The sequence below is a fragment of the Neobacillus cucumis genome (assembly GCF_002860255.1).
GTDB lineage: Bacteria > Bacillota > Bacilli > Bacillales > Cytobacillaceae > Neobacillus > Neobacillus cucumis_A.
Genome location: NZ_PGVE01000012.1, coordinates 283950 through 296870 on the forward strand (window position 1 = coordinate 283950; position 12921 = coordinate 296870).

A 12921-nucleotide genomic window follows, 5' to 3' on the forward strand; every position below is an offset into this window, starting at 1 on the left:
CAGAAAAAATTTGCTATTTTTCTTATCTTTGATTGATTATTGCCTAACAAACACCTAAGAAAAAAAAGCACATAAGGACCGTTTGGTTGAGTGAATAGGAGGATCTATTTTAAGTTTCCACACTAGAATCCATATTGTTACCATCAACATAGGCCCTTAGAACTTTAAAGCTTTTTAGGACGTTTCAAATAAACATATATTCGTTTTTGATGAGACTGCCATCGTTTAATCTTCTTTAAAAGCGTATAGGATACGTGAATTTTTTCATTTTCCAATGCAATCCCTGGCACCAGTCTCATCCACAAGGATTTTGGATAAGCAACCATTTGGTCTGGATAAACGCTCCTATGCCCTATGGTGATATAGGCTGTAATACAGGCCCCCACTACATATATTCCCGTGAAACTGCCGAATAACTCGAATCCCATAAAAACGGCTGCTATTGGGGTATTAGATGCGGAGGCAACCACCGATACCATACCCACTGCTGCGCCTAAAACAGGATTGATACCTAGAACATGTGCTAAAACATTTCCTACTATGGCTCCAATTACAAATTGCGGTGTAACGATTCCTCCATAAAAGCCAGAACCTAATGTAATGGAAACAAGAATGATTTTCCAAAACCAACCTAGGTAAGATACTCGTTCCCCACTTAAGGCATCATCCATAATGGGTAAGCTTAAACCAAAATAATCCGCTGGTATGATCAAAAGAAGAATAGATAAAATGAGACCACCTATAAAAGGCATCATCGGCGGCCAAATATGTAATCTTTGCTGAATCATACTGAAAGTTCTGCGTACGAGCTCAAATAACTCAATAAGTAACCATGAAATAAGACCACAGATCATTCCAATTAGAAGGATTTTGATAAATAAACTATTTGAAAACTGTTCGGAGAGATGAATCGGATAATAATCATAAGTAATTCCCCATAATTTACTTACCTCAAAGGAAGTAACCCCTGCAATAACGGCCGGAAAAATAAAATCATGCCGAATTCGTCCAATGGTTAAAACTTCTATTCCGTAAATGGCTCCTGCAATCGGCGTACCGAATACACTAGCAAAGCCGGCGCTTACACCGCAGGCAACCAGACGTTTTTGAAGTTCGGGACTTAATCGGATGATATGTCCAAACCAGGATGCCAGTGTTCCACCAATATGAGAGCAAGGACCTTCTTTACCGGCAGACCCACCTGAAGCAAGTGTAATAATAGCGGCTATTGGTTTAATAGCGATGGTTTTATAAGGCATTAGACCGGATTGTTCATGAACGGCTGCAATGACAGAGTCTTTTTTATCCTTGGATCCGTTTCGATAACCAAAATATAAAATGAGACCATTTAACAACCCGCCAATAGGCAAAAGACACATAGTGATCCACAATGGCAGATTGGAGGATTTATCTGTAAAAAAGTATAGCCCTTTTAAAAAAAGACTTGTCCCTGTACCCACAATAGCCCCAGTTATTGTTGCTAAAACAAACCACCGTAAAATCGTTACGATCATAATCAGCGGCTCAACTAATCTTACGCGTGACAATAATCAACACCCCCTTTAAAAAAATAGCACTATATAAAACAGATGTCTAATAGTAGAAATGAAGGATTGGATCAAATCTATCCCTAACATCTATTTAGAAATCAGTTGAAAGCAGATGATTTCATTCTGTATTTCCATACATAAATCGACATAAAAAAAGACCCTCCACAGGGTCCTTCTTATTAATTCAAACTGTTTCTATAAACATAAGGGTCATTCGGCTTTGGAATGGTTTTGTAGCTTGTCACTTTTAAAACAGGAATTTTGGTTTTCATTTGTGGATAATAAACTGTATCCATTGTACCTGTTACTTGATACCATTGGTCATTCGGAATGTGTACGTTTTTCGGGAATTGAATCATCATTCCAAAGGCACCAGAGTCAGCGACACAATGAATGAGCCCAAATCGAAGTAAAAACAGCTGGTTAGGTTGTACTCCTGGACCATTGTAAGTAAATCCTTTCATGGTAAGAGTTTTCCCTGCAAAAGCCCCTGAAAAATTATACATTACTTCTAACCCGACTAAATAGTCTTCATCTGTTAAGGTAATATTATTTTTTGGAATATAAGACTTAGACTCTTTCCTGACTAAATCCTCAAAATCAGTTTGATTCATGAATTTACTCATATCAGGATTTAGAACTTGGTGCATCCCTTCCCGATTCGTTCCGTCTTCTAATGTTGGAAATGAAAACCCCTTTGCATCCACAAGCTGTGAATCAAGAGTTGCCACTGGCAAAACTACTCCAGAAATGGCAGGAATTAATACAAGCGTGTAAGCCAAGAATTTTTTTATCTTTTTTCCAGCAGATGGTTTCTTTTTTTCGTGACCATGTTCATGATGGTGTTCTTGCTCATGATGATCGTGGCTACATTCACAATCATGATGTTTCTCTTTCTCGTCTCCAGATGACCATAATTTAATTCCTTCGACAACTGTAAGTATGAATAAAATCACGATCATACTTGCAGATAAGAAGCTATACTTCATGTTTATATATTTTGAAATATTTCCTGTGACATGCAGCATAAAAAACAAGTTTGTAGTAAGTATTAAAATAAGGACTTTAAACATCCTCCCACATCCTTTACAAAAGAAGTGAACCAATGAATACAAATGAAGAAATTAACGAAACTAAAAGTAGAGCAAATTTTGCTTTAAAAGACCCAAACATCATAAGTAAATTTTTAATATCTACCATATTGCCAAACACTAAGAAAGATACAATGGAAGCCTGGGGGAAAAAATTACGAAAAGATGCTGCTACAAAAGCATCAGCTTCCGAACAAACAGATAAGATAAAAGCTAAACCCATCATAACCAATATAGCCGTTACGTGCGTACCACCCAGTGTTGTTAATATCCGTGTAGGAACATAAACTTGCATAGTAGAGGCAATTAGTGCACCCAGCACTACGTATTTTCCCATACTAAAAAATTCATCAACGGTGTGGTTAAAAACACTCATTATTTTTTGTTTAGTATTTTGGTGTGAGTGGTCATGAGTGTGTAATTCACTATTTTCCTTTAATGGATTCTCCTTTATGACAAAAGATAATACAAGGCCAACTAAAATAGAAACACCGATCGCTAATCCTGCTCGGTACCCTACCATCTTCCAGCTATCTCCAAAAGCAATAAATGTAGCGAATAAAACAATTGGATTGATAATTGGGCCAGAAAGCATAAAGGAAATGGCTGCATGAGGGGCGAGTCCTTTTTTTATTAACCGTGAAACGATGGGAATAATCCCACATTCACATCCAGGAAAGAATACTCCCATAAAACTAGCCGCAACAACAGATAAATATCTATTTTTCGGCAGAATTCTAAGCAATGTATTTTCAGAAACAAAAACTTCTATCAGTGCAGAAATAAAAGCCCCAACGACAATAAATGGGAATGCTTCAATAATAATACTTATAAAAATCGTATTTAATTGTAATAATCGATCCATGCATACTCCTCCTGTGATATAACACAATTGGTTTCTTTAAAAAAACAACTTCTATCATATCAAACTTATCACTAATTTGATATGTTTTGATTTTCCATATGTGGTAGATATGTTTCCCAATAAAATATATTAAACAATCTTTGTGACGAAATTGTTAACAGTTCAAAAAAATTTTCTAAATGTTTTATTTAAAACCAAAAATCCAGCACAATTACGGCTGGATCTCTTATTAGGTAATGGTTCGTTTACCAAAAAATGATTCTACTCCTAAAATGTGAATATTTTATAAATAGATAAAAATAAATGCCTTTCATCTTGTTTTTAATTTGATAGAGTAATCATTTTTTTCATTAATAAATAAAGGTCTATTCAATTTTAATACCTACATCAAACACATAGGGCTGCTGTGGAGCAGTAATTTTTGAAAGCTGGTTAATTTTTATAAAAGGAATTGTCTCCCCATTGAATTGGGTTTGCTCAATTTTTCCTGTTACTTGAACCCATTTATCCTTTGGCAATGCAGCGACCTCTCCTTTTGCCATCATTCCATATACGGAGGCATCCGCAACACAACATGTGATTCCAAATCGAGCAACAATAACCTGGTTTTGCATAAATTCTTTTTCCCGATACACAAATCCTTTTGTGGTTACCGTCTTTCCAATCATCGCATTTAGATTATCTTGAATAATGTTCATTATGTTTACATATTGGTTATCGTCTATATTAATGACATTAGCCTTTAATAATTTATTCTTTAACGCATCATATTCTTTTTGCGTTAAAGGCTCAGGTTGATTATCCAATACACTTTGTGTGTTAGTTGATGTATTCGATGTAATGGTATTAGATGATGATTGTATCTTTGAACTGTTATTTATAGCGCTATTTGGTTTAGGAGGTTGAGAGCTAGCTCCCAATTTAATTGTTCTGTTCATTGCAACAGAGCTGCCCAAAACATTGTTCGAGAAAAGAAATCCTGTGGTTATAGGAATAATAAACAATAAATAAAGAAACACACTTTTCCCGAAAGAGGAAGGATAGGTATGTTCCCCGTCACAATCACAATGATAAGAATGATCCTTCCCTGAAGTTCCTCTAATAATCAAAAGAACTCCAAGAATAAGGCATATAAAAAGAGTAAAGTAAATAAACCGAATCATTTTTGGTGCGATTAAAAGAGATATATGATTCGTTAGAAGTAATTTAAATAACAGTAGCATAAATCCAATCAAAATGATTCCCCTGATAAGATGATGAAAAGAAACATCTTGGGTTTTATTAGGTCTCATTATTGGACACCCCTTTTATAAAAAAATTAGCTGAAAAATAGATACGGAAAAATAGACGACAAGAGGAGTTACCAATAGTAGATAAAGGACAAACTTTTTCTTAAAATAACCAAATAACATTAAGGTGTTTTTTATATCAATCATAGGACCGAAAACAAGAAAGGCAAGGATGGAACCTTCTGTAAAAGTGGAACCAAATGACGAAGCTACAAAGGCATCTGCTGAAGAGCATACAGAAAGGACGTATCCTAGTCCCATCATAGCCATTGGCGCAAAGGTTGTGCTTGTCCCTATTGATAAGAGAACATTTCGGTCTAAAAAAGCTTGAAATAAACTGGCAAGAAATGCACCTATGAACAAATACTTCCCTGTATCAAATAATTCATCACTTGCATGATAGAGAGTTTCTAATAGTTTATTTCCTCTTTGGTGGTGGTGGTGTTGATGGTCATCCTTCTGCACTTTAAGAATATTTTTACCTTTAAAACGGCTGTAAATGATTAATCCAATAATAATGGAGCTTATAAATCCTACCAACATCCTTGCATTGGCTACATAAGGTGTGCTTTTAAATGCAAAATAAGTAGACGCATAAACGACCGGATTTAAGATTGGAGCACTCAGCATAAATACAACACCTACATGCGATGGCATGCCTTTTTTTATTAACCTGCGAACGACAGGAACGATAGCACACTCACATATAGGAAAGATTATTCCAAGTAAAGCAGCAGGTATAAGGGCTAAATAGGCATTACGGGGCACTACCCTTCGGATCACATTTTCGGAAACAAATGATTGGATAATAGCCGATACAAATACACCCAGTAAAATAAATGGAATGGCTTCTAAAATAATACTAAGAAAAATAGTATTTACATTAAAAAACGTACCAGGGATTCTAGTAAAAAAAGAAATGTTTTTTAATTCCTCCGCAAAAAGAAATAGAAAAAGGAATAAACAAAATAATAGTAATACGAGGCTATCTTTTACCAACTTATTTATAAAGCTCACATCCAATCTACCTCCCCAAATCTATCATTCCTATCCTATGGATATGCAGTTCTAGTTCATTCCTTGCATTAAAATTTGATGATTGACATTAATAAATATTCGTTATAAGATTTAATTCGTAATAATTACGATTTATATATTGTTATAGATCTTAAATAATATTAAATAATTATTCGCTTTAAATCGTAATAATTCCTAATTAAAGGCAACTTGGGAGGAAAATGAACATGAAAAGGCTTTTAGTTCCATTAATTATTTTTCTATTAATGGTAAGTGGTTGCTCAAACGTAGCTTCAACGAAAAGTGAAAATTCAAGTGAAGGATCTAAAAAACTGCAAATTATCACTACTTTTTATCCCATATACTATTTTGCAAAAAAGGTGGCAGGCGACTCTGCAAACGTGGAACTATTAATACCAAATGGTGTAGAACCACATGATTGGGAACCGACAGCAAAGGATATGGCAAAAATTCAAGACGCTGATGTTTTTATTTACAATAGCCATTACTTTGAACTTTGGACTGAAAAGGTATTGAAAAGTATTAATGATTCCCAATTAAAAGTTGTTGAAGCTTCCAGTGGGATTAAATTGATGGATGCACTGGAATCTGTGGATGAGGAGGAGCACAGTGCTTCTAAAGATCCACATGTCTGGCTTTCTCCAGTTTTAGCTCAGCAAGAAGTTAACACCATTGCTAAGGGTTTAGAACAGGCTGATCCCAAAAATAAGGACCAGTATCAAAAAAATGCAGAGACTTTAAATTCTGAGCTAGCTGATTTGGACCGCTTATATAAAGAGACTATCAATAAAGCCAAGAATAAAGAATTTGTTACTCAACATGCAGCATTTGGATACTTGGCAAAACAATATGGACTGACTCAAATTCCTATCGCAGGATTATCACCCGACGTTGAACCTACATTAGGAAAATTAGCTGAATTAACAGAATTAACAAAGAAGAAAAAGATAAAGGTTGTTTATTTTGAGGAGATGACATCTTCAAAAGTGGCGGAAACGTTAGCCAAAGAAATAGGTGCAAAAACGGAAGTATTAAATCCATTAGAAGGATTAACGAAAGAAGAACGACAACAAGGATTAGACTATATTGGTGTTATGAAAAAAAATCTGGATGCATTGAAATTAACGATTTTTTGATTAGTTATCTAATTTAGGGTTACTTCAAAAGAGTAACCCCTTTAGAGGTCACTCCAATCCAGTTTTTTGTTGGCAATTTTCTAGCATAGATAATGTAAGATAAGTTTATGCTTCTTAAATGATTTAATAGATGGTTACGAGAAACTTAGTTTAAATCTACCGGGCTTTTAAACTTGTATTCCGTTCTAAAAAAACTATAAATCGGTTCCGATGTTTTAGAATGAATAACAAGTGTTGTGGACTCATGTCTTGCAATCTTTAGAGAAAGAGTCACTTGATCATCGTTTGGAAAATTAGGGTCATAGATAAATATGGACAGTTGGTTTTCATCCAAGTCATATCCATAGGCAAGAACTTGATGATGTCTTCTTATCTCAAAAGGATTAAACGATTTTACTCGGACTAAACCAAGCGGTGAAAGCTTACCGTGATCAAGATCCTTTTTTATTCTCGGCCACTCCTCTTTCATCATTCTCCATGCCCTTCCATGTGGTGCAGCTCCAACATACCTATCAGATGTTTCGTAATCCGGAAGGAAAGGATTCATCAAAACCATATATTTCATGAGACCTAAGGGCAAATGAAAGCTATCAATCTGCCGATTTACGATATATTCGAACAATGGACCAAAGGAAGGAGCAGTCGTAATAGGTGGGATCGGCATTTTAGCTTCAAAGTAATCTATTGCAGCATAAATCATTCCTCCACAAAGACCATACGAGGCATTACCGATTGGTATCTGCCGACCCAAAAACCCTATTTTCTTTACTGGAACCTGTGGAAAGCTGTTTCCAAATTTAAAACCGGACGTGCTGGGGAGAAAGCCTGTTAAGGTTGACATAGTGACATCCACCTATTTTCTTTGAAATGATTGCAAAAATATATCAACAGTTGTTGACCTGTGGGTTTTATTATATTCATAAATTCCTGCTTTCAGGAATAAACATTTGCTTTTTTCGAAGTTTTTGAGAGTTAAAAAAGTCTACAATTCCTGTAGACTTTTAACTTCGCTCATTCTTTTTTCAAAATTGTCGTTGGGCTAGTATTTCTTTTCTATAATCTTCATTTATTATTCCCATATTGCCAATATGCTGGCGTGTTTTTTCATCACCCAAATAATATAGCAAGGAGTAGATGAGGGTCAGCCGCAGGTCATATTCTTTGTTTTGGGGCTGATGATGATACTCAAGATAAGGGACATGGGCGCGGATATAACTCTCCCAATCAGTTTCATCGGTTTTATCAAACATCCGTTCCAGGACAGCCAATTGACTTGGCGTTGCTTCTATTTTAAAATCCCATTCCACTCCATCAGGTTCACTAAAAACCTCGTGAGATTGAATATTAATATAATAACTGTGTTTTTGTTCTTCCATGAGATCCTCTCCTTTTTTAAGATTACCGAGACTGTCTGTAATTCAATGACTTACCCTTTCTTGTTTAGTACCCTATCTTTCAAAAATTTAAAACCAACTCATCTGAGTTCTATGAAAATAAAGTGAAAAGGTTGTACTATGCAATTTAAGGCTAGCAACATTTTCAGGGAATAAACCTGATTGTAACGTCCAGAAACCGTTCATCATACTCATTCACTCTCTATTCCGCTATTCCTATATGATAAATATTCTAAAAATTTCTTGGACGCAAGGGAAAGTGATTTTTGTTCTCTCATAGCAACACCAATATTTCTGAAAGCAGGAACCTCAAGCTCTTTCGCTATAATTTTGTGAGGAATACGCTGTAATATCAATTCTGGTAATATACTGATTCCTAGACCATTTTCCACCATAGACATAATGGCATAGTCATCCCATGTTGTAAAATTAACATTCGGTGAAATATGGTGTCTTTCAAAAATTTCGGAGATTTCTGCTTTCGCCCCCTTTTCCAACAGCATAAACGGACTGTTCAGTAAGCCGTTGATGGGGAACTTTTCGCAATTAGCAAGAGGATGATTTTGTGGAATCACTACCAGCAAACGGTCTTGTTCCAAAAAGATTGTTTCAAGGTCTGCTTTTGTAGGTAGCCGCAAAAATCCGAAGTCAACACGCCCATTTAGGATCCAGCTTTCAATTTCTGTATAATCTCCAAGCAGAAATTCAAAATCTATCTTTGGATAATCCTTCTTAAAAATTTTAATAATGTTAGGGAGCCAATGAGATGCTACGCTGGAAAATGTACCAATACGAATTATCCCAGATTCCATATCGTGTAGGTCATCGATTTGCTTCATTAAGATTTCATACTCATTGCAAATTCGCTTTAATTGGGGCAGTAATTTGAAACCATCAGAGGTTAAATTGATACCCGTACGTCCTCTTTCTAAAAGGAAAACCCCCCATTCCTTTTCTAAATCGTTAATCATACGGCTAATTCCAGACTGTGAATAGTCCAATGTTTCGGCAGCTTTTGTAAAACTACCCAATTCTACTGCTTTTACAAATGCCATATATTTTTGGATATTCATATTTCTTTCCTCATTCCATCTGATTTTGTCATACATACCATGATAAACATTCGTTTTTGTAATGTATGTGAGTATGATATATTATTGCTACTAATTATTCAAGTTAGGAAAGGAAAGGTGTTTAACGATGTTTTTTATTTGAAACATACGAACAAATCGGTGTAAGTATTGCCTCCCTTGAATATTATTGAGGTCTTGTAATCACTTATTTTAAATACGTTTTAAGAATCTGCGAAATATAAGCTGTTTCGCAGATTCGTAGGAGTAGACGATGAAATCTAAAATTCAGTTTATATTATCAATGATTATTTTCGGTACAATTGGTTTAGTTGTTCGATACATTGATCTAGCATCGAGCGAAAGAGCTTTACTAAGCAGTTTCCTAGGATGCTTATTTTTACTGCTAGTATTCTTCATGATTAAGAAAAAAATATCATGGAATCTAGTTAAATCCAATGCTTTATTTTTGATTCTATCAAGCATTGCATTGGGAGGAAATTGGATTTTTCTTTATCAATCGTATGACCAAACGACAATTGCCAATGCAACTCTAGGTTATTACTGTGCACCTGTATTTGTAATGATTCTTTCTCCCTTTGTACTTCGGGAACAATTATCCATCAAGAAAATTGTGTGTATTGGTGTAGCGATCATAGGGATGTTAATGATTTTAGGAGAAGGCGTGAGGGCATCCAGCTCAGACGATCTTATTGGATTTTCCTTTGGATTAATCGCAGCAGCATTTTATGCTTCGTTATTGCTTCTAAATAAATTTATTAAAGATATGGGAAATTTAGAGCTGACCATCATTCAGCTTGGGATAACCACTTTACTTCTCATGCCATATGTTTTCTTTACTGAAGGCTTTGGTATCTTTGAAGTATCAAGCTCTTCCATTCCTTTTATTTTAATTTTAGGGATTATCAATACAGGGATTGGGTTCTGGTTATTTTTCTCTGGTATGGAAGGATTAAAAGGACAGAGTATAGCTATGCTCAGTTATGTCGATCCATTTATGGCTATATTGACTTCTGCAATTATCCTGCAAGAACAAATGACAATTGTTCAAATGCTTGGTGGTGTATTGCTATTAGGCTCTACATTTGTTTGTGAAATTAAATCAGTTAACTTTTCAAAACAACTAATGAAAACACCAGCGGAATAACGTAAAAACAGTGGGAAGCATTTGTTTCTCTCTGTTTTATATTTTAGGGTGTTTTTAGATTAAGATTTAATTTTTATGGATAATTCAATATTACTGGAGAAATATATAATTGATAAACTTAGTACTAAAGGTGGTACTTCAATGGGGCTACTAAGTAAGTTATTTGGCGATCACAACAAGGAGGAAGAAACAATGACAAACGAAAAACTAAAAATAGGGATTATTTTAGGTAGTACACGCCAAGGAAGAGTTAGTCCTCAAGTTGGCGAATGGGTAAAAGGAATTGCCGATAAACGTGGGGATGCAGAATATGAGATTGTAGATATTGCAGATTTCAATTTACCATTTGTCTTCACAACAGCAGGTGATGAACCAGGAATAAAAGCATGGTCTGAAAAGTTAACTAGTTTAGATGGATTTGTTTTCATTGTAGCTGAATATAATCACAGTATTACAGGGGCATTAAAGAACGCATTAGATTCAGCTCGTGATGAGTGGAATAATAAAGCAGCTGGTATTGTAAGCTATGGATCTACTGGGGGAGCTCGTGCTGCTGAACATTTACGTGGGATTTGCGGAGAACTACAAATAGCAGATGTAAGAGTTCATCCAACTTTATCTTTATTTACTGATTTCGAGAATGGAACTAATTTTAAACCACAAGATCTACATTTAAATAATGTTAATGCGATGCTTGACCAAGTGATTGCTTGGAGTGGTGCATTAAAAACTGTTAGAAAATAGGTGTTGTCAAATAAAAATAATAAGGGGACCCAACATTTAGACTAAGCCGTTCCCTTTTGAGGTACCCGCATAGGAAAAAGTGAATATAAAAACAACTATAAAAGCAGTGGGTTTCGCACATGAAATCTCACTGCTTTTAGCATGCTTATAGGAAAATTATGTTAAAATTACTTATATTGGCTTAATCAATTAAAAAGGCAGAATAGTTGAACAAGAGATTAGGATTTGCTGGTAATATTAGATTGGAGATTAGGGGGGGAGTCAATGAATAAAATAAATTGGTTAATTTATAGCACTATTGCAATTTTAATTGCTGTGGGTTGGTTTACATTTCAAAAAGTCACAGATAACACTTATGAAGGAATGTCCATTATTCCTGAACAACACAAGGATATTCCTTTATTTGAAGGATTGAAACCAACAGAACATGAGTATGTAATGGAAGGAAATCGCTGGAATGATATTTACGATTTTTACTCAAAGGAACTTCCAAAGTATGGTTGGAAAGTTGAATATGAGCAAAGCTCATCAAATGAAAATGAAGATGTAACAGGGTTTATGTCCAGATGGCGAAAAAAGGGATTAGATTGGGAATTATCTATTGCAGGAAGCTATTTTAAAATGAATAACCAAACGGAAGTTATTTTTGATAAAACTCCTATTTATCATTCAACAACTTGGATTGGTGATGTTCCAACAAGTATCTGTATCTATCAAAGTTCTTCCGATGAAAGTTGTTCTGAAATAAATGACAAAACTCAAATAGAAGGAATTGTCCGTTTTATCAACGATGCCATTGATTGGGATGAAGAAGTATTACCCCGCGAAAAAACAAGTGTCATTGACATTGGAGATATAGAAATAAAGGTTCTATATGAAAACGACAAAGAAATTTACTTTCAATCAGAAAAAGGTACAAAAATAATGAAACCTGAACCAGATTTCTTTAAACTTACGAATCTTTAATGATTACTGTCCTATAAAGTAACGGGTAGCTTTAGTTTAATAATTTACTTGGAACGGCAGTTATCTGTCGTTTTTTTAGTTATTGGATTAGCTTATCAATTAACATTACCAATAACAAAAGCATAATTTTTATTATGCTCTTGCTAATTAATCTGCGATTTATAATGTCAATTGTAGTATATAAACCTTCACGAATCTTTTCATATCAATAAAAAAGCAGAGCAAATTCATATGCGAATTGCTCTACTGATGTAGCTGCTTTTATATGTGTTTTTATAGATGCGGGTACTCCAAAAGAGAACGGCTTACATTTAGACGAGGTACCCCTTTTTTATACACATCATTAATGTCAAGTCATTGAAACATGTCCCCTCAACTTCTATTGACCTAGAATTGGAACAAGTTATAGTGAATGGAACCAATGACATCACGCAACTAGTTTTAGATTTATAAATTCACGAGCGGAAAAAGATAAACGACAAGTAGAGTAGAAAACTGATTTCATAGGGATAGCTTACGCTATCTGTTTTACTTTCAGTTTCCCCTCATCAAACCGTACGTGAAGTTTTCCCTCATACGGCTTTCCGATGTTCTTCTTTCTTTAGCATTA

At 34.9% G+C, this 12921-nt stretch carries 12 protein-coding genes; 4 read left to right on the forward strand and 8 right to left on the reverse strand.

Annotated features, from left to right (window positions below; all coding sequences use genetic code 11):
- Positions 1–164: 164 nt before the first annotated feature.
- From CVD27_RS02195 to CVD27_RS02215, 5 genes are all read right to left on the reverse strand, one after another.
- A complete protein-coding gene (locus tag CVD27_RS02195; protein WP_219621277.1) occupies positions 165–1547 on the reverse strand; it encodes a chloride channel protein in 1383 nt (460 codons plus the stop codon).
- A 182-nt stretch (positions 1548–1729) separates the two neighbouring features.
- On the reverse strand, positions 1730–2623 hold the full coding sequence (locus CVD27_RS02200; protein ID WP_101646251.1) for a TIGR03943 family putative permease subunit: 894 nt from the start codon (positions 2621–2623) through the stop codon (positions 1730–1732).
- A gap of 13 nt (positions 2624–2636) precedes the next feature.
- Positions 2637–3524 (reverse strand): permease, encoded by an 888-nt coding sequence (locus CVD27_RS02205; RefSeq protein WP_374703033.1) that lies wholly within the window; start codon positions 3522–3524, stop codon positions 2637–2639.
- Positions 3525–3871: 347 nt separating this feature from the next.
- On the reverse strand, positions 3872–4798 hold the full coding sequence (locus CVD27_RS02210; RefSeq protein WP_101646253.1) for a TIGR03943 family putative permease subunit: 927 nt from the start codon (positions 4796–4798) through the stop codon (positions 3872–3874).
- 15 nt (positions 4799–4813) lie between these two features.
- Positions 4814–5812 carry a permease gene (locus CVD27_RS02215; RefSeq protein ID WP_101646281.1) on the reverse strand — a complete coding sequence of 333 codons (999 nt, stop codon included), beginning with the start codon at positions 5810–5812 and terminating at the stop codon, positions 4814–4816.
- Positions 5813–6039: 227 nt separating this feature from the next.
- On the opposite strand from CVD27_RS02215, the gene CVD27_RS02220 reads away from it, so the two are divergent.
- Positions 6040–6969, forward strand: coding sequence for a metal ABC transporter substrate-binding protein (locus CVD27_RS02220; RefSeq protein ID WP_101646254.1), 930 nt, complete (start codon positions 6040–6042; stop codon positions 6967–6969).
- A gap of 145 nt (positions 6970–7114) precedes the next feature.
- Here CVD27_RS02220 and CVD27_RS02225 read toward each other — a convergent pair whose 3' ends face one another.
- The 3 genes from CVD27_RS02225 to CVD27_RS02235 form a co-directional block, all read right to left on the reverse strand.
- On the reverse strand, positions 7115–7810 hold the full coding sequence (locus CVD27_RS02225) for a hypothetical protein (protein WP_101646255.1): 696 nt from the start codon (positions 7808–7810) through the stop codon (positions 7115–7117).
- Positions 7811–7991: 181 nt separating this feature from the next.
- Positions 7992–8345 carry a hydrolase gene (locus CVD27_RS02230; protein WP_101646256.1) on the reverse strand — a complete coding sequence of 118 codons (354 nt, stop codon included), beginning with the start codon at positions 8343–8345 and terminating at the stop codon, positions 7992–7994.
- 209 nt (positions 8346–8554) lie between these two features.
- Positions 8555–9436, reverse strand: a complete 882-nt coding sequence (locus CVD27_RS02235) for a LysR family transcriptional regulator (RefSeq protein ID WP_101646257.1) — start codon at positions 9434–9436, stop codon at positions 8555–8557.
- Positions 9437–9707: 271 nt separating this feature from the next.
- Between CVD27_RS02235 and CVD27_RS02240 the strand changes: the two genes are divergently transcribed.
- From CVD27_RS02240 to CVD27_RS02250, 3 genes are all read left to right on the forward strand, one after another.
- Positions 9708–10601 carry a DMT family transporter gene (locus tag CVD27_RS02240; protein ID WP_101646258.1) on the forward strand — a complete coding sequence of 298 codons (894 nt, stop codon included), beginning with the start codon at positions 9708–9710 and terminating at the stop codon, positions 10599–10601.
- A 141-nt stretch (positions 10602–10742) separates the two neighbouring features.
- The gene (locus tag CVD27_RS02245; RefSeq protein WP_101646259.1) at positions 10743–11345 is read left to right on the forward strand and encodes an NADPH-dependent FMN reductase; all 603 of its coding nucleotides are present in this window, start codon (positions 10743–10745) and stop codon (positions 11343–11345) included.
- Between the two features lie 264 nt (positions 11346–11609).
- The gene (locus CVD27_RS02250) at positions 11610–12311 is read left to right on the forward strand and encodes a hypothetical protein (protein WP_101646260.1); all 702 of its coding nucleotides are present in this window, start codon (positions 11610–11612) and stop codon (positions 12309–12311) included.
- The last annotated feature ends 610 nt before the right edge of the window (positions 12312–12921 follow it).

What these genes read in the sequence shown, in the direction of transcription:
- CVD27_RS02245 (WP_101646259.1), top strand. Translation starts at nt 10,743, where the DNA reads ATGGGGCTACTAAGTAAGTTATTTGGCGATCACAACAAGGAGGAAGAA.
- CVD27_RS02200 (WP_101646251.1), bottom strand. Translation starts at nt 2,623, where the DNA reads ATGTTTAAAGTCCTTATTTTAATACTTACTACAAACTTGTTTTTTATG.
- CVD27_RS02230 (WP_101646256.1), bottom strand. Translation starts at nt 8,345, where the DNA reads ATGGAAGAACAAAAACACAGTTATTATATTAATATTCAATCTCACGAG.
- CVD27_RS02210 (WP_101646253.1), bottom strand. Translation starts at nt 4,798, where the DNA reads ATGAGACCTAATAAAACCCAAGATGTTTCTTTTCATCATCTTATCAGG.
- CVD27_RS02240 (WP_101646258.1), top strand. Translation starts at nt 9,708, where the DNA reads ATGAAATCTAAAATTCAGTTTATATTATCAATGATTATTTTCGGTACA.
- CVD27_RS02250 (WP_101646260.1), top strand. Translation starts at nt 11,610, where the DNA reads ATGAATAAAATAAATTGGTTAATTTATAGCACTATTGCAATTTTAATT.
- CVD27_RS02235 (WP_101646257.1), bottom strand. Translation starts at nt 9,436, where the DNA reads ATGAATATCCAAAAATATATGGCATTTGTAAAAGCAGTAGAATTGGGT.
- CVD27_RS02220 (WP_101646254.1), top strand. Translation starts at nt 6,040, where the DNA reads ATGAAAAGGCTTTTAGTTCCATTAATTATTTTTCTATTAATGGTAAGT.
- CVD27_RS02225 (WP_101646255.1), bottom strand. Translation starts at nt 7,810, where the DNA reads ATGTCAACCTTAACAGGCTTTCTCCCCAGCACGTCCGGTTTTAAATTT.